Annotated in this window: 18 protein-coding genes; 7 read left to right on the top strand and 11 right to left on the bottom strand. The window is 67.3% G+C overall.

Going from position 1 to position 16,305, the window contains the following annotated elements:
• Positions 1–35: 35 nt before the first annotated feature.
• From ACP15H_RS23095 to ACP15H_RS23085, 3 genes are read right to left on the bottom strand one after another with little or no spacing between them, the layout of a single operon-like run.
• Positions 36–1,289, bottom strand: a complete 1,254-nt coding sequence (locus ACP15H_RS23095; RefSeq protein WP_425068476.1) for a flavin-dependent oxidoreductase — start codon at positions 1,287–1,289, stop codon at positions 36–38.
• A gap of 19 nt (positions 1,290–1,308) precedes the next feature.
• Positions 1,309–1,695, bottom strand: a complete 387-nt coding sequence (locus ACP15H_RS23090; RefSeq protein ID WP_425069956.1) for a gamma-butyrobetaine hydroxylase-like domain-containing protein — start codon at positions 1,693–1,695, stop codon at positions 1,309–1,311.
• 20 nt (positions 1,696–1,715) lie between these two features.
• The gene (locus ACP15H_RS23085) at positions 1,716–1,934 is read right to left on the bottom strand and encodes a Trm112 family protein (protein ID WP_425068475.1); all 219 of its coding nucleotides are present in this window, start codon (positions 1,932–1,934) and stop codon (positions 1,716–1,718) included.
• Positions 1,935–2,060: 126 nt separating this feature from the next.
• Here ACP15H_RS23085 and ACP15H_RS23080 point away from each other — a divergent pair, with 126 nt between their 5' ends.
• From ACP15H_RS23080 to ACP15H_RS23070, 3 genes are read left to right on the top strand one after another with little or no spacing between them, the layout of a single operon-like run.
• Positions 2,061–2,336: a metal/formaldehyde-sensitive transcriptional repressor gene (locus ACP15H_RS23080; protein WP_425068474.1), complete on the top strand. Its 276-nt coding sequence runs from the start codon at positions 2,061–2,063 to the stop codon at positions 2,334–2,336.
• A gap of 11 nt (positions 2,337–2,347) precedes the next feature.
• Positions 2,348–3,265, top strand: coding sequence for a CDF family Co(II)/Ni(II) efflux transporter DmeF (gene dmeF / locus ACP15H_RS23075; RefSeq protein WP_425068473.1), 918 nt, complete (start codon positions 2,348–2,350; stop codon positions 3,263–3,265).
• A 46-nt stretch (positions 3,266–3,311) separates the two neighbouring features.
• Positions 3,312–4,226, top strand: coding sequence for an aminotransferase class IV (locus ACP15H_RS23070; protein WP_425068472.1), 915 nt, complete (start codon positions 3,312–3,314; stop codon positions 4,224–4,226).
• 176 nt (positions 4,227–4,402) lie between these two features.
• Here the strand turns inward: ACP15H_RS23070 and ACP15H_RS23065 are convergent, their stop codons facing one another.
• From ACP15H_RS23065 to ACP15H_RS23045, 5 genes are all read right to left on the bottom strand, one after another.
• Positions 4,403–5,131, bottom strand: coding sequence for an LON peptidase substrate-binding domain-containing protein (locus tag ACP15H_RS23065; protein ID WP_425068471.1), 729 nt, complete (start codon positions 5,129–5,131; stop codon positions 4,403–4,405).
• 10 nt (positions 5,132–5,141) lie between these two features.
• Positions 5,142–6,074 (bottom strand): thioredoxin, encoded by a 933-nt coding sequence (gene trxA / locus ACP15H_RS23060; protein ID WP_425068470.1) that lies wholly within the window; start codon positions 6,072–6,074, stop codon positions 5,142–5,144.
• 80 nt (positions 6,075–6,154) lie between these two features.
• Positions 6,155–6,490 carry an Mpo1-like protein gene (locus ACP15H_RS23055; RefSeq protein ID WP_425068469.1) on the bottom strand — a complete coding sequence of 112 codons (336 nt, stop codon included), beginning with the start codon at positions 6,488–6,490 and terminating at the stop codon, positions 6,155–6,157.
• 9 nt (positions 6,491–6,499) lie between these two features.
• Positions 6,500–7,714 carry a CaiB/BaiF CoA transferase family protein gene (locus ACP15H_RS23050; protein ID WP_425068468.1) on the bottom strand — a complete coding sequence of 405 codons (1,215 nt, stop codon included), beginning with the start codon at positions 7,712–7,714 and terminating at the stop codon, positions 6,500–6,502.
• Positions 7,711–8,922, bottom strand: coding sequence for a CaiB/BaiF CoA transferase family protein (locus ACP15H_RS23045; protein WP_425068467.1), 1,212 nt, complete (start codon positions 8,920–8,922; stop codon positions 7,711–7,713). Before ACP15H_RS23045 ends, ACP15H_RS23050 begins: the two co-directional genes overlap by 4 nt.
• A gap of 118 nt (positions 8,923–9,040) precedes the next feature.
• Between ACP15H_RS23045 and ACP15H_RS23040 the strand changes: the two genes are divergently transcribed.
• The 4 genes from ACP15H_RS23040 to ACP15H_RS23025 all read left to right on the top strand — a co-directional run bounded on the left by ACP15H_RS23040 (position 9,041) and on the right by ACP15H_RS23025 (position 14,078).
• Positions 9,041–10,441, top strand: a complete 1,401-nt coding sequence (locus ACP15H_RS23040; protein WP_425068466.1) for a sulfatase-like hydrolase/transferase — start codon at positions 9,041–9,043, stop codon at positions 10,439–10,441.
• A gap of 13 nt (positions 10,442–10,454) precedes the next feature.
• Positions 10,455–11,426, top strand: coding sequence for a Bug family tripartite tricarboxylate transporter substrate binding protein (locus tag ACP15H_RS23035; protein ID WP_425068465.1), 972 nt, complete (start codon positions 10,455–10,457; stop codon positions 11,424–11,426).
• A 98-nt stretch (positions 11,427–11,524) separates the two neighbouring features.
• Complete coding sequence (locus ACP15H_RS23030; RefSeq protein ID WP_425068464.1) at positions 11,525–12,538, top strand: aspartate-semialdehyde dehydrogenase; 1,014 nt, start codon at positions 11,525–11,527, stop codon at positions 12,536–12,538.
• A 109-nt stretch (positions 12,539–12,647) separates the two neighbouring features.
• A complete protein-coding gene (locus ACP15H_RS23025) occupies positions 12,648–14,078 on the top strand; it encodes a tetratricopeptide repeat protein (RefSeq protein ID WP_425068463.1) in 1,431 nt (476 codons plus the stop codon).
• Here the strand turns inward: ACP15H_RS23025 and ACP15H_RS23020 are convergent.
• The 3 genes from ACP15H_RS23020 to ACP15H_RS23010 are packed head-to-tail and all read right to left on the bottom strand — an operon-like array spanning position 14,075 to position 16,283.
• On the bottom strand, positions 14,075–14,671 hold the full coding sequence (locus ACP15H_RS23020) for a TIGR04282 family arsenosugar biosynthesis glycosyltransferase (RefSeq protein WP_425068462.1): 597 nt from the start codon (positions 14,669–14,671) through the stop codon (positions 14,075–14,077). The genes ACP15H_RS23025 and ACP15H_RS23020 overlap by 4 nt on opposite strands.
• On the bottom strand, positions 14,668–15,345 hold the full coding sequence (locus ACP15H_RS23015) for a TIGR04283 family arsenosugar biosynthesis glycosyltransferase (RefSeq protein WP_425068461.1): 678 nt from the start codon (positions 15,343–15,345) through the stop codon (positions 14,668–14,670). Before ACP15H_RS23015 ends, ACP15H_RS23020 begins: the two co-directional genes overlap by 4 nt.
• Positions 15,342–16,283 carry a radical SAM protein gene (locus ACP15H_RS23010; protein ID WP_425068460.1) on the bottom strand — a complete coding sequence of 314 codons (942 nt, stop codon included), beginning with the start codon at positions 16,281–16,283 and terminating at the stop codon, positions 15,342–15,344. Before ACP15H_RS23010 ends, ACP15H_RS23015 begins: the two co-directional genes overlap by 4 nt.
• Between the last annotated feature and the right edge of the window lie 22 nt (positions 16,284–16,305).

Below are 16,305 nucleotides of genomic sequence, written 5' to 3'. Positions count from 1 at the left end.
CGGTCCCGAGAGGGGCCGGTTTTCTTTTGGGCCGGTCACTTCGATGCGGCGGCGAGCTTCAGCAGCGTCTCGCGGTCCTGCGTGACGAGTTTCTTGTAGTCGCCGACGATCTTCTCGAGTTCGTCCGACGGCAGCACGCTTTCGAGATCGGTGAATCCCTGCGGGGCGCGCTGCTCGACGATGTCGAGCATCACGTCGATTCCCTTGCGCCGGTTGCTCTCGACGATGCGCGCGGTGGGCGGCAGGCGCCGCTCCTCGTAGCGCTTGAGCGCGATTTCGGGATCGTCGCCGACGGCCAGCTCCTGCGTGATCGCCTCGCCGTCGAGGATCGCCTGCGAGGCGCCGTTCGAGCCGATCGGATACATCGGATGGGCGGCATCGCCCAGCAGCGTGATGCGGCCATGGCTCCAGCGCGGCAGCGGATCGCGATCGACCATGGGGAATTCCAGGATCGTATGGGCGTTGCGGATGACCTCGGGGACATCGAGCCAGCCGAAATTCCAGTCGGCAAAGCGCGGCAGGAAGTCTTCCAGCCGGCCCGGCTTGTTCCAGTCCTCGCGCGAGGGCAGCGCGTCGTCGCCCATATGGAGATCGCAGATCCAGTTGATCAGTGCTTCGCCGCGTTCGGCGTGGGCGCGGCTGATCGGGTAGCAGACGAATTTCTGATTGTGATGGCCCGCCTGCACCATCGTGTTGCCGCCGAGATAGGGCTTGCCCACGGTGACGCCGCGCCACATCAGGATGCCCTGCCACTTGGGCGGGCCCTCGTCCGGGTAATAGTGCGCACGCACCGCGGAGTGGATGCCATCGGCGCCGATGAGGATGTCTGCCTCGACGTTCTCGACGGGCATGCCGTCGCGATCGACGAACTGTGCGGAGACCTTGTCGTGATGCTGTGCGAAGCGCGCGATGCGCCGCCCCATCCGGATACGGTCCGCGCCCAGCATTTCCCGGGCCGCACGGACCAGGATCATCTGCAGCTCGCCGCGATGGATCGAGAACTGCGGCCAGGGGAGGCCGGCATGGCGACCGCGCGGGTCGGCCCAGATCGTCTGGCCGTGGCGGTTGGCGTAGCGCAGCTCGCGCGTTTCGATGGCGGTGGCGGCGAGGGCGGGCTCGAGGCCTAGGCTGCACAGGATGCGCACCGCACCGGCCTGGATGTTGATGCCGACCCCCAGCGGGCGCATCTCCGAGACGGCCTCGTACACCTGCACGTCGTGCCCTGCACGATGCAGGCACATGGCTGCGGTCAATCCGCCGATCCCGGCGCCGGCAATGATGATCTTCATGGTTGGCTCGTTGGTCCGTTCAGATGTCCCGGCTCAGGCCGCGCTGGGCCAGGGCGGCCTCGTAGGCGGCCCAGCGCTCGGCCTGGGTTTCGCTGAGCTCGCGCAGATAGGCCCAGCTGTAGATGCCGCTGTCGTGGCGGTCGTCGAACACGATGCGGATCGCGTAGTGGCCGACCGGCTCGACCGAGGCGATCTTCACGTGCCGGCGGCCGCCCACGATCTTCTTCTGGTTCGGCCCGTGGCCCTGCACTTCGGCGGACGGGCTCTCGACCCGCAGATACTCTGCGGGGAGCGCGCAGGCATGGCCGTCGGAGAAGTCGATCTCCAGCCGTCCCTCCTCCTTGAAGACCCGCAGTTCGGTCGGCCACGGTGCCGTGTCCGATTCGTAATTGCCGCCGTCGGGCACGGCCTTGGGAAATTCGGCCGTCACGGCACGTCCCGCAGCTGGCGTGCCTCGCTCACCAGCATGATCGGGATGCCGTCGCGGATCGGGTAGGCGAGGCCGGCCTTGCGGCTGATCAGCTCGCCGGCCGCGGCGTCGTATTCCAGCGGGCCGTGCGTGGCGGGGCAGACGAGGATCTCGAGCAGCTTGGGATCCACGCCGGCACGGCGCGGGGCTGCGGGGTCGTCCGATGGAGGGCTCATCGTGCGGTGTTTCCCTGATTTTTGTGCCGCTCTTATAGCACGGCGGCGGATGCCCGCCCTAGTGCGCGGCGGCGCGGTCGGATGCGGGCTTTCTCACCACGGGAAAATAGTATAGGGGGGTATACTATGGCTCACCTTCAGAAGAACAAAGCCCGGCTGATGGCGCGGGTTCGCCGGATCGCCGGACAGCTGGCGGCGATCGAGAAAGCGATCGATCAGGACGCCGACTGTGCCGCGGTGCTGCAGCAGGTCGCCGGCGCACGCGGTGCGCTCAACGGCCTGATGGGCGAGCTGATCGAGGACCACGTCCGCGAGCATGTCGCACGGCCGGGACTCGACGCCGCGGCGCGCGCCGCCGGCGCCGAGGAACTGATCGCCGTCGTCCGCCGCTATGCGAAGTGAAAGGGGTCGACATGACCACCCGGAACATCGAGCAGCCTTCCCACGATCACGTGTTCCTCGGCGAGCGGCACGATGAAAATGCGCGGCGCACGCTCTGGGTCGTCGGGCTGACCGCGCTGATGATGGTGGGCGAGATCGCCGCCGGCATCGTCTTCAATTCGATGGCCCTGCTGGCCGACGGCTTCCACATGGCCACCCATGCCGGCGCGCTCGCCGTTGCGGCCGGCGCCTACGCCTTCGCGCGGCGACATGCCGCCGATCGACGGTTCACCTTCGGGACGGGCAAGGTCGGCGATCTGTCGGGCTTCGCGTCGGCGCTGGTCCTGGCGCTGGTCGCGCTGGGAATCGCCTTCGAGTCCGTCGGCCGCCTCTTCGATCCCTCACCGGTGGCCTTCGGCGAGGCGACCCTCGTCGCGATCCTGGGCCTGGTCGTCAACGTGGCCAGCGTATTCCTGCTGTCGGGCGGGCACAGCCATGGCCACCGTCACGATCATGACCACGACCATGGACATGACCACGCCGATCACGACAACAACCTGCGCTCGGCGTTCGCGCACGTCCTGGCCGACGCGCTGACCTCCGTCCTGGCGATCGTGGCCCTGGTGGCCGGCCGCTATCTCGGCTGGATCTGGCTCGACCCCGTCATGGGAATCATCGGTGGCATCGTGATCGCGGTCTGGGCGTGGAACCTCCTGCGCGACACCGCTGCCGTGCTGCTGGACACGAGCGATCCGCATCTCGAGGCCGAGGTGCGGGAGCAGGTCGAGGGGCCGGGCGATGCGCGCATCACGGATCTGCACATCTGGCGGATCGGTCCCGGCGCCCATGCCGCGATCGTCAGCGTCGCGGGCGGGGTCGACGACAAGACCATTCGCCAACGCCTCGTGTCGGTCCACGAACTGGCGCATGTGACGATCGAAACCCGTTGAGTCATGGTCCTGGTCGGGAAAGCCGAAACCGATCGAGGACCTGGCCATGGACTGTGACAGCGAGACCGCCGCCATCAAGGGTGTGGCCTACATGGACGGGCGCTGGATGAAATTGTCGGAGGCTGCGGTCCCGATCCTCGACCGCGGCTTCGTCCGCTCCGATGCGACCTACGATGTGGCGCATGTCTGGAAGGGACGCTTCTTCCGGCTGATGGACCATGTCGAGCGCTTCCAGTCGTCGATGGCCGGTCTCCGCATGTCGCTGCCGCTGACCGCGCAGCAGATCGCCGACATCATGATCGAATGTGCCAGCCGGTCGGGCCTGCGCGATGCCTACGTGCAGGTGACCTGTACCCGAGGGCTGCCGCCGGTGGGCACGCGCGACCCGCGCCTGTGCCGCAACCGCCTCTATGCCTTCGCGCAGCCTTTCGTCTGGATCGCCGACGAGGCCCAGCGGCAAGAGGGCCTGCGCATGATCCTGGCGCATACGCAGCGCATCCCGCCGGAATCGCTCGACCAGAGGATCAAGAACTTCCACTGGCTCGACCTGACGATGGGAATCTTCGAGGCCTATGACCGCGATGCCACCATCGCGCTGCTGCCGGCCGCCGACGGCACGGTGACGGAGGGTCCGGGCTTCAACGTCTTCGTCGTCCGCGACGGCGCGCTCGCCACGCCGGCGCGCGGCCTGTTCGAGGGCATGACGCGCCGGACCGTGATGGAGATCGCCGAGACGCTCCAGCTGCGGGTCGAGGTGCGAGCGGTGCAGGCGCGCGAAGTGGCCGAGGCGGACGAGATCTTCATCAGCAGCACGGCGGGCGGCATCATGCCGGTCGTGAACTACGAAGGGCGGCCCGTCGGCGACGGCCGGCCCGGCCCGCTGTCGCGCCGCATCGAGGAACTCTATTGGGCACGACACGAGGAGCCGGCGCTGTCGACTCCCGTGCCCTACGCCGACTGACGATTAGAGCCTTCCGAGCACGCTGGGTTCAACGACACCAACCTCATGCTGAGGAGCGCTCCACAGGAGCGCGTCTCGAAGCATGGGCACGAGCACCACGTTTGTTGAGCATCCTTCGAGACGGCCCTTCGGGCCTCCTCGGGATGAGGTGGTAATCAACTTGAGACCGAACGCCTCTAATTCGTGCGGCCGGGCGGTGTGTCCGAGTTGTCGCCGAAGGCGCTCATTTCGAGGAAGGCGATCAGCAGCTTGGCGCGCGCCGTGGAGTCGGCGGCTTCCAGCAGGGCCTGCTTCTCGGCCGGGCCGAACGGCAGCACCATCGACAGCGAGGTGACGAGGTTGGCGTCGGCCGCCTTGTTCACGGCATCCCAGTCGGTCGAGAGCTGGCGGCCGCGGAAGAAGGCGGCGAGGGCAGCCATCAGCCGGTCGCGGTCGAGTTCGACGACATCGTCGGCATGGTCGAGATCGGCGCGATAGGGCGAGAAGACGGACGAGACGCGGCGGTAGCCGCCTTGCGCGGGGTCGAGCTCGCGCACGATGTCGAAGCGGCAGACGCCGCTCAGCACCAGCATCAGCCGACCGTCCTCGGTCTCGTTGAAGTTGGTGATGCGCCCGGCGCAGCCGACGCGGTGCACCTTGGGCGGGCCATCCTCGGTCGCCATGCCGTCGCCGGCGAAGCCACCGGGCTGAACCGGCTGCACCATGCCGATCATGCGCGAGCCGGCCAGTGCGTCGGAAATCATCGCGAGGTAGCGCGGCTCGAAGATGTTGAGCGGCAGCTTGCCGCCAGGCAGCAGCAGCACGCCCGACAGCGGGAAGATCGGCAGCGTCTCGGGAAGCTGCTCGAACGACGGCTCGAACGGATTGCGCGCCGGCCTGTCAGAGGAGCGCTCCGAATCGCTCATGAAGAGGGGCTCACGAGAACAGGATGGTCGAGAGCCGCTTGCGGCCGTCGACGGAAATGGGATCGCTGAAGCCCAGCGCCTCGAAGAACTTCAGGAGCTGCTGGCGGGCGGCGGCCTCGTTCCAGTTGCGGTCGGCCTTGATCATGGCAAGCAACTCGTCGACCGCCTCCTGTTTCTGGTTTGCGGCCCAATAGGCCATGGCGAGGTCGAGGCGGGCCTGGAAGTCCTTCGGATCGGCCTCGGCCTTGGCCTTGAGCTCGCCGATCGGGCCGGCATCCTTGGCCTTCTCGGCAAGATCGATCGCCGCCTGGGCGGCCACGACGTCGGCGCCGGTGCGCTCCTTGGCCGGGATCTGCTCGAGCAGCTCCTTGGCCTGTTCGACATCGCCGAGCGAGACCTGGTAACGCGCGAGACCGGCCAGGGCCACGACATTGGTCGGCTCGAGCCCCAACACCTCGCTGTAGAGCTGCGCGGCGGTATCCATGTCGTTCTGCGCGACCGCGGCCTTGGCCTGTTCGAGCAGTTCGGCCAGCTCCGCAGCCGCCGGATCGCCGGTGGCGCCGCCGGAGGCCTGGATGAGACGCGCGACGAATTCCTTCAGCTGGCTCTCGGGCACCGCGCCCATGAACCCGTCGACCGGACGGCCGCCGAAGAAGGCATAGACGGCCGGAATCGACTGGATGCGCAGCTGCTGGGCCAGCATCTGGTTCTTGTCGATGTCGATCTTGACCAGCTTGACCGCGCCCTTGGCCTCCTTGACGACCTTTTCGATCATCGGCTGGAGCGTCTTGCACGGCCCGCACCACGGCGCCCAGAAATCGACGATCACCGGTACCGTGCGCGAGGCTTCGAGCACGTCCTTGGCGAACTTCGTCTGGTCGCTGTCCTTGATCAGGTCGGCGGGGGCAGCCTGCGGCGCGGCGCCCTGCAGCATCGTTTCCATGAGTCCTCGAACGGATTGGGGTGTCGGCCTGCAATGTGGCGTCGGCCCCCCCGGGAAGCAAGGGGCCACACCGATCCGTTCTAGGGGGCCCGAACCTGGTGCTTCATCAGCTCGTCACCCAGCCGGCCGGTGAGGAAGAGGCCGCACATGCGGTAATCGCTGATCAGCGACCAGAGCGGCGCCTCGAAGGTGGCGGGCTTGTTCTTCTCGATGAAGAAATGACCGAACCAGGCGGGGCCATAGCCGCACACGGGGACGCCCAGCAGCCACCACCAGTTCTGCGATGCGACCGCCCAGATCAGAAGGGCGGCGGAAGCGATGGTGCCGACATAATGAACGGCCCGCGTCGAGGGCTTCGCGTGCTCGCGCAGATAGAAGGGCCAGAACTCGGCATAGGTCCGGAAGCGTGAGGCCATCCGGAGAGCCTACCCCAAAGCACCCGACTTTTTGAGGGCGTCGATCTCCTGCTCGCTGAAGCCGCTCTCGCGCAGCACCTCGTCATTGTGCTGGCCGACCTCGGGGGGCGGGCCGGCGGTGCGCGGCGTGGCGAAGCCCAGGCGGATCGGCGTGTTCACCGTGCGCGGGATCGCGGGATTGCTCGTAGCGGCGAAGATGCCGGCATGATCCGCCTGCTCGTCGTCGATCACGTCGGCCAGCCGTCCGATCACCCCGAAGGGGATGCCGGTGCCCGACAGGCGCTTCTCCCAATCCTCGTAGGTACGGGCGGCGAAGACCGGCGCCAGCAGGTCGTGCAGGTCCTGGGCATGAGCGCGCCGCTCCGGCCGTCCGGTGAAGCGCGGATCGGCCATCAGGTCGGGCCGCCCGATGATGTCGCAGAACGTGGCCCAGAGCCGGTCGTCGCGGACCATCAGCAGCTGCAGCCAGCGATCGTCCTTCGTGCGGTAGAGGTTGGTCAGCGCATTGCGTGGCCTGTCGGGCGGCGGGCGCACCGGCAGCTGCGCGCCGATCAGCGCGCCGGCGGCCGTGGTGCCGTTGGCCCAGACGCCGTTGGCGTAGAGCGAGGTGCCGACCCAGCCGCCCTTGCCGGTCTGGTCGCGCCGTCGCAGGCCCATCAGGATCGCGGCGACCAGGGTCATGGCGGTGGCGCGGTCGCCCTGCGCCGGCAGCGAAACGCCCGGCGGACCGCCATCGTAGCGCGCCGCATCGAGGATGCCGGAGCGGCCGAAGTAAGCGGTGATGTCGAAGCCCGGACGGTCGCGGTCGGGGCCGGTCTCGCCGTAGCCGGTGAGCGAGCAGTAGACGAGGCGCGGGTTGATCGGCTGGATGTCTTCCCAGCGCAGCCGCAGCCGCTCGCGCGCCGGCGGCGGGAAGTTCACGATCATCACGTCGGCCCGCTTCAGCAGCCGTTCGAGGATCGTGCGGGCGCCGTCGGTCTTGAGGTCGAGCGCCAGCGAGCGCTTGTGACGGCCGTCGAGCTGCCACGGAAAGTTCTGGTCGCTCTGCGGATAGCTGGCGTTGCGGAAGCTGTTGCGATGCGGATCGCCGTCGACCGGCGGTTCGATCTTGATGACGTCGGCACCGAAATCGCCCAGGGCCGCCGCCGCCGCGGGCGCGGCGATGAAGGAGCTGATGTCGAGCACGGTGAGGCCCGCGAGCGGCAGCGGTTCGTCCGCCGTCATCGAAGCGCACCGCTGGCCTTGAGCGCCTCGACTTCCTGCGCACTCATCCCGGCCTCGCGCAACACCTGCTCGCTGTGTTCGCCGAGCGCCGGCGCGGCATGCGCGATGCGCTGGGTGGCGAAGCCGAGGCGGATCGGATCGGCCAGCGTCCGCGGCATCTCCGGGATCGCCGTGTCGACCACGGCGCCGCAGGCTACGGCCTGCTCATCGTCGGGAACATCCTGCGGGCGGCTGATGACGCCGAAGGTGACGCTGTGCGTCGCCAGCGCCTCGCGCCAGTGCTCGTAGGGCTTTGTGGCGAAGGTGTCGCTCAGGATGCCGGCCAGTTCGCCGGCGCGGGCGCGCCGCTCGGGCTCGGTGGAGAACCGAGGATCGTCGATCAGGGCCTCAAGTCCCATCGCCCGGCAGAGCGGCGCCCAGAGCTTGTCGGTGCGCACGATGGTGAGCTGCAGCCAGCGATCGTCGGACGTGCGGTAGATGTTGCCCAGCGCCGAGCGGGGGCGGTCGGGCGGCGGCCGGTGCGGCAGGAAGGCGCCGACGAGGGCTGCCTGGGCGATCACGCCGCACGACCACAGGCCGTTGCCGAGCAGCGAGGTGCCGACCCACGAGCCTTCGCCGGTCTTCATGCGGTGGATGAGCGCCATGAGGATGGACGAGACGAGCGCCATCGCCGTCGCGCGATCGCCCTGGGCGGGTCCGGGCACGCCCGGCGGTCCGCCTTCGTAGCGCTGCGCATCGAGCAGGCCGGAGCGGGCGAAATAGGCGGTGGCATCGAAGCCGGGCCGGTCGCGATCGGGGCCGCTCTCGCCGTAGCCGGTGAGGGAAGCGTAGATCAGCTTGGGGTTCACCTGCTTCACGTCCTCGTAGGCGAGCTTCAGCTTGTCGCGCACCGGCGGCGGGAAGTTGCAGATCAGGATGTCGGAGGTCGCGATCAGCCGGTCGAGGGCGGCACGGGCGTCCGCCTGCTTGAGATCGAGCACGATCGAGCGCTTGTTGCGCGAATCCATCTGCCACGGGTAGTTGACCGGGCTTTTCGGATAGTTCGCCGAATCCTGCATGATCCGGCGGTTGGGATCGCCGTCCGGTCCTTCGACCTTGATCACGTCGGCGCCCCAGTCGCCCAGCACGACGGCAGCGGCCGGTGCGGCGATGAATGAGCTGATGTCCAGTACGCGCAATCCCGCCAGCGGCAGGGCAGTCTCGGTCATGGATTCTCCCTTTCGCGGCCGATATGGGCGCGACGCTCTGGCCGCCGTCAACACCGCTCGTTAGCTTGATTTCGGCACGCGGTGTGCTTGCCGGCATTTGAGAACGAGGAACCCGATAGTGGCAAAGAAGCGCAAACCGAATTTTCTGATCGTGCTGATCGACGACCTCCGGTTCGACGAGCTGGGGATCTGCGGCCATCCTTATATGAAGACGCCGCATATCGATCGCATCGGCCATGAAGGCGCGATGTTCACTTCGGCGTTCCATACCACCCCACTTTGCTCGCCCAACCGTGCCTCGATCCTGACCGGCCAGTATGCGAGCCGCCACGGCATCATCGACAATGTGGCGCGCGACGCCCACAGCCATCGCTTGCCGAACTACCACGTGATCCTGCAGCGCCTGGGCTACGAAACCGCCCATATCGGCAAGTGGCACATGGGCAATTCCGGCGGTCCGCGGCCGGGCTATGACAAGTGGGTGAGCTTCCCCGGCCACGGCTCGATCATCGATCCGATCCTGAACATCGACGGCAAAGAGAAGAAATACGAAGGCTACATCACCGATCTGCTGAACGGGCATGCCATCGACTTTCTGAAGAAGAAGCGCGACAAGCCCTTTGCGCTGTTCTTCGCGCACAAGGCCGTGCATCCCGACGCGTTCCAGGCGGCCGACGGCACGATCGACTTCACCGACGGCGGCTACCGTCCCGCGCCGCGCCATGCCGACCTCTACAAGGGCGAACACTTTCCGCGCCGGCCCAATGCACTGCCTGCGGCCGATGTGGTGAAGGACAAGCCGGCCTGGACCGAAGCCCATGCGCTTCGCGTCAACGAGGCCTCGCGCAAGGTGCTGGATGGAATCCTGGCCGGCACCGACGAGGAAATCCGCCTGCGCGCCGCCATGATGGCTTCGGTCGACGAGGGCATGGGCGACATCCTCAAGCTGCTCGAGGAGAAGGGCGAACTCGACAACACCTTCATCCTGTTCCTCGGCGACAACGGCTACTTCTTCGGCGAGCACGGGCTCGGGCCCGAGCGGCGCTTTGCCTACGAAGAGGGCATCAAGTCACCGTTCCTCATCCGTTATCCCGCCTGGTTCAAGCCGGGTACGGTGAACGACGAGTTGGTGCTGGCGCTCGACATCGCGCCGACGCTCGTCGACCTCGCGGGCGGCAAGGCGGCTGACTTCAAGACGATGCAGGGCCAGTCGCTGAAGCCCCTGGCGAAGGGCGCAAAGCCCAAGGGCTGGCGCACGTCGTTCATGTGCGAATACTTCAGCGAGAACGCCATGCCGTGGCTGGTGGGCATGAGCTACAAGGCGATCCGCACCAAGCGTCACAAGTATATCCACTGGACGCAGAAATCGCTCGACGGCGTCGCGTGCGACGAACTCTACGACCTCAAGAGCGATCCCTACGAAATGAAGAACCTGATCGGCAAGCGGTCGGAGAAGGGCCTGGTCGCGCGCCTGCGCAAGCAGCTCGCGTCCCTGGTCGCGAAGTCCGTCGGTCTCTAGGAGGCTGAAAACCATGCTCTTGACGAAGAGAAGTCTCCTGGCGGCCGGACTGGCCGTCGTCTCGACGCGGAGCATGGCGCAGGCCTGGCCGACCAAACCGATCCGCATAATCGTGCCGCTGGCGCCCGGCGCCACGGCCGACATCATCGCCCGAATCTATGCCGACGAACTGGGCAAAGCGCTCGGCCAGACCGTCGTGGTCGACAACAAGACCGGCGCCGGCGGCACCATTGCCTCCGCCGAAGCCGCGCGCGCCGCCCCCGACGGCTACACGATGCTGCTGATCTCCCAGGGCACCATGGTGTTCAATATCGGGCTCTATCCGAAGCCGGGCTACGATCCGGTGAAGAACTTCGACCCGGTTGCGGTTGCAGGTTCCGTCTCCAACGTCCTGATCGTGCATCCGGACAATCCGGCGAAGACGGTGGCCGACCTGATTGCGCAGGCCAAGGCGAAGCCGGGCGAACTGACCTACTCGTCGGGCGGAACCGGGACGAGCCATCATCTGTCGGCCGTCCTGTTCGAGCGCGATGCCGGCGTGAAACTGCAGCACGTGCCCTATCGCACCACGCCCGCCGGCATCATGGGCGTCGCCAACGGCGAGGTGACGATGGCCTTCTACAACACGCCGACCGTGGTCGGTCAGATCAAGGGCGGCAAGCTGAAGGCCCTGGCTGTCACCAGCGCGCAGCGGTCGGAACTGCTGCCCGAGGTGCCGACGATGGTCGAGCAGGGGATGAAGGACTACGTCTTCAACACGTGGATGGGCTTTGCCCTGCCGAAGGGTGCACCGGCAGCGATCGTCGACAAGCTGAATGCCGAGTTCACCCGCATCGCCAATCTGCCGGCGGTGCGCGAGAAGACGAAGGGCCAGGGCATCGACATGATGCCACCCGAGCCGCCGGCCGCTGTCGACAAGCTGATCCGCGACGAGCTGGCGCTCTGGCTCCCCATCATCAAGGCCTCGGGCGCGACGGCCGAGTAGCCGGTGGCGGCGGGCCGCATCCTTGCCAAAGCAGGACCTTGCGCGTATCTCCCCCTGTCCTTCAATCAGGGGTGCGCGCACGCTAGGCGCATATAGTCATGGGCTACAGACTCGCCGTCGTCGGCGCGACCGGTAACGTCGGTCGCGAAATGTTGCAGATCCTGGCCGAGAGGAATTTCCCGGCCGATGAGGTCGTGGCACTTGCCTCCTCCCGTTCGGTCGGCCTGAAGGCCTCGTTTGGCGACAAGTCGATTCTGAAGGTCCAGGATCTAGCCAAGTTCGACTTCAAGGGCATCGACATCGTGCTCAGTTCGCCGGGCGCCAAGGTGTCGGCCGAGCACAGCCCGCGCGCCGCCAAGGCCGGCGCGGTGGTGATCGACAACACCTCCTACTGGCGCATGGACCCGGACGTGCCGCTGGTCGTGCCCGAGGTCAATCCGCAGGCGATCGCCGGCTACAAGGGCCGCGGCATCATCGCCAATCCGAACTGCTCGACCATCCAGATGGTCGTCGCGCTGAAGCCGATCCACGACGCGGCCGGCATCAAGCGCGTCGTCGTGTCGACCTATCAGTCGACCTCCGGCGCCGGCAAGGAAGCGATGGACGAGCTGGTCAACCAGACCAAGAGCTTCTTCGTCAACCAGACGCTCGACCCGGTGAAGTTCACCAAGAACATCGCCTTCAACGTCATTCCCCAGATCGACGTCTTCATGGATGACGGCTCGACCAAGGAAGAGTGGAAGATGGTGGTCGAGACCAAGAAGATCCTCGATCCCAGGATCAAGGTCCACGCGACCTGCGTGCGCGTACCGACCTTCGTCGGTCACGCCGAGGCGGTGAACCTCGAACTCGAGCGGCCGCTCGACGACGACGAGGCGCGACGCATCCTGGCGGCGGCGCCCGGCGTCCTGGTGGTCGACCAGCGGGAGCCCGGCGGCTACGTGACGCCGAAGGAAGTCACCGGCCAGGACGGCGTGTTCGTGAGCCGCATCCGCTCCGATCCCACGGTCGAGAACGGCCTGGCGATGTGGGTCGTCAGCGACAATCTGCGCAAGGGCGCGGCGCTGAATGCCGTCCAGATCGCCGAGGAGCTGATCAAGGGCTACATCTAGCCGAACGGCCTTCGGGCATACGATCTTCGAATGGCGCTGGCCTCTGGGTCGGCGCCATTTTCGTTTGAGGACGGATGCTTGTGTGGGGTCGCTGAGGTAGACTGCAGGCGTGAACGACGCGCCCCACATCCATCCGACGAAGCGTGAATCCGCGGCTGCCAGCGCGCCGACGCCGTTGTTCGGCAGCGCCGCCGACAGCTTCGTCCAGCAATTGCGCCTGGCGTCGCAGGCCCATCGCGCGGGGCGTCTCGACGAGGCGATCACGTCCTACCTGCGGCTGCTGGCCGTTCGCCCCGATCATGCCGAGCTGCACAACAATCTCGGGGTCGCGCTGCGTCTCGCGGGCAAGCTCGAAGCCTCGGTGTCGCATCACCGGCTGGCGCTGGCGGCGGACCCGGAAAATCCGGCCCTGCATTCCAATCTCGGCAATGCGCTGCGCGCCGTGAATCGGTTCGACGAGGCGGTGAAGCATCACTACCGGTCGATCGCGCTCAGCCGCGATTATGCCGAAGGCTTCTTCAATCTCGCGCTCTGCCTGCGCGACCTCGGCCGCTTCGACGAAGCCATCGGCTGCTTCAGCCGCGCCCTGACGATCAATCCCGACAGCCGGCGCGTCCGCGTCGAGTTCGCGATCGCGCTCCTGATGCGCGGCGAACTGGAAGCGGGTTTTGCCGCCTACGAGATCCGCAAGCGCCTGCCCGAAACGCCGACGCCCGACTTTGCGCAGCCGGCGTGGGACGGCGGGCCGCTCCAGGGCAAGCGCATCCTGCTCTATCCGGAGCAGGGCCTGAGCGACGTGCTGCTGTTCGTGCGCTTCGCCCGCGAGCTCAAGCGGCGCGGCGCCACCGTCATCGTCCTGTGCCAGGCGCTGCTGAAGGAGTTGCTGCGCGCGGCCGACTACATCGACGAGGTCGTGGCCGAGGAAGAACAGCTCCCGCCGTTCGACGTCCATGCCTCGATGGTCTCGCTGCCGCATCTGTGCCGCGCCGATTTCGCGGCGCTTTCGACGGCGACGCCCTATCTCCGGGCGCCCCAGGAGAGCCGCATCAAGCTCGGCCGGCTCGAGCAGGCGAAGCTGCGCATCGGCATCTATTGGGCGGCGATGCCGGGCCAGGCGCAGGATCGCCAGCGCTCGGTGTCGTTCGAGCATTTCCTGGCGCTGTCGGGCGATCCGGAGCTGCTGTTCTTCAGCCTGCAGGGCGGCGTCCACCAGAAGGACATCCAGGCGTTCGGCGCCGGCGGTCTGGTGCACGATGTCGGCCGCGGCATCTTCGACTTCGGCGAGGCCGCGACGGCGCTGTCGCAACTCGACCTGCTGATCTCGATCGACGCGCCGGTGGCACACCTTGCTGCGGCAATGGGCGTGAAGACCTGGGTGCTGCTGCCCTCGACCGCCGATTGGCGCTGGCAGCTCGGGGGCGCCGCGGCGCCCTGGTATCCGTCGGCGCGCATCTTCCAGCAGACGAGTCCGGGAAACTGGAACGACGTCTTCGCCGCCGTGCGGCGCGAACTCGACACCCTGAAGAAGACAGCGGCCTAGGGCGAAAGCCGCCGCAGCGCGGCTGCATCGTCGACGTCGTCGAGCGTATCGGCCAGGGCGGTCGTGACGTGTCGCGGCAGGCCGGCCAGCGTGTCGGCGAGCACCGTCGGCGTCGACCAGTGCACGCCGTCGAACAAGGAACGCGGCAGGGGCCGCACACGTCGCGCGCCGACCAGCCAGAAGCCGCCATCGCGCGCCGGGCCGAAGACGAGATCGTGTCCGCCGAGCAAGGCGAAAGCCCGCGCGATGTGATGTTGGCGCATCGCCGGAATGTCGCTGCCCACCAGCACGACGGGCCCGGCGGGCAAGGTCAGGAACGGCCGCTTCATGCGCCGGCCGAGATCGCCCGGCCTCTGAGGCTTTCTGCGGGAGACAGGCACGAGCCTCCAGGCGGGATCACGGAGCGACGTGTCGGGGGTCACGAACAACCACACGGTCCAGCGCGGATCGCGCGCCATTCGCCCGATCTGCTCGTCGAGAAGGCGGCGATAGAAGCGGGCGGCCTCCCTCATGCCGATCTCATTGCCTAGCCGGCGCTTCACGCGACCGGTCTGCGGGGCGCGGGCGAAGATGACGAGATGGCGTTTGATCATCCGTAGAGACGTCGAAGGGTCTGTGGCGGGACGCCGGCGAAATGGAGCGAAAGACAGGTGAGGTTGCGCAGCGGGCGCAGCCACCAGCCGTCGCGCCGATAACGGGCCGCGGACGTGATCGCATCGGCCTCCAGAGGAAGGAGATCGTTCCGACCGATGCGGCGCACGAGATCGACGTCTTCCATCAGCGGCAACGGCCGAAAGCCCCCGAGACGGTCATAGTGGGTGCGGGCGATCAGCAGTCCCTGGTCGCCATAGGGCAGGCCGAAAGCGCGGCACCGCCAGGCGGCCAGTCGCTCGACCCTGCGGGCGGCGCGTTCGGCGGCCTCGAAGCGCAGTCGGAAATAGCCGGCTTTGCCGGCGACCGACGCCACGAAGCGGGCGATCACGTCGCCCGCCCCCTCGCCCAGTCTCGTATCGGCGTGCAGGAACAGCAGCCATGGCGCGCCGCCCGCAGCCGCGCCGGCGGCAAGCTGGCCGCCGCGCCCGGCCGGCGCCGTCACGACCGCGGCACCGGCCCGGCGCGCAATCTCGACCGTGTCGTCACAGGAGCCGCCGTCGCAGAGGGTCGTCGAGAAAGCGAAGTCGGCGTGGCTGGGAAGGGCCGCCAGGGTGCGGGCAAGCGTCGGGCCTGCGTTGAGCGTCGGAATGACGATGTCGATGGCGGTCTTCACGCGCTGCAGGCAGCCCCGCCCAGGACGCAGAACTTGGCGCAATGAGGATGGTTGAGGCGCACCTCGCCGACGCTTTCCGCCAGCGTCCCGCCCAGTTCGAATTGCGGATCGTAGGGCAGCAGGGTGCAGGCCACGACGGCGGGTCGTGCCGCGCCCTTGCGCTTCACCACCATGCGCGACGACGCACACATCACGCTGTCCGGCGACTTCTTGAGGATGCCCCAGCAGGCCGTGGTGATTTCGGGAACATCGACGGTCGGATCCATCTCCGGAAAGAGGACCAGGGTCGCGGGATCGCGCGCATCGATCGCCACGCCCAGTCGTGCGAAAAGCTGCGCATAGCCGGCGCGGACTTCGTCATCGGTCTCGTTGGAGAAGTGGCGGCCCGCCACATGCACGTCGAAGCCTGCCTCGGCCAGCCAGACCAGCCCGTCGATGGTCGGCTTCCAGCTTCGCAGGCCGCGCTCCTCCTCGTGCAGCTCTCGCTCGTAGTGATCGACCGAGACACGGATCGCGAGATTGTCGCGACCGTGCCGCGCCAGCAGGTCGAGCAGCGCCGCCTTCATCTTGTGCATCGGCTTCATCGCGTTGGTCAGCACGATCGCCTTGAGGCCGCGCGCGAGCACGTCGTCCAGCATCGCCGGCAGGTCGGGATTCATGAACGGCTCGCCGCCGGTGAAGCCGATCAGCCGCGTGCCGTGGCCGTCGCGTTCGATCTCGTCGAGATAGGCCGCGACTTCGGCGGCCGTGAGATAGACGAGCCGGTCGTTGCGCGGCGAGGATTCGATGTAGCAGTTGCGGCAGGTGAGATTGCAGAGGGTGCCGGTGTTGAACCACAGCGTCTCGAGCGCCTTCAGGCCGACATGCGCGCGCGTCTCGCCCTTGGCCGTCAGCCAGGCATCCTTGAATTTCGCGGGATCGAGCAGAGCGGGCAGCATCGAAAAAATCCTGCGCAACGGG

The sequence above is a fragment of the Reyranella sp. genome (assembly GCF_965249915.1).
GTDB lineage: Bacteria > Pseudomonadota > Alphaproteobacteria > Reyranellales > Reyranellaceae > Reyranella.
The sequence above is the reverse complement of the archived record's forward strand: the minus strand, read 5'-3'. Positions and strand labels throughout refer to the sequence as shown.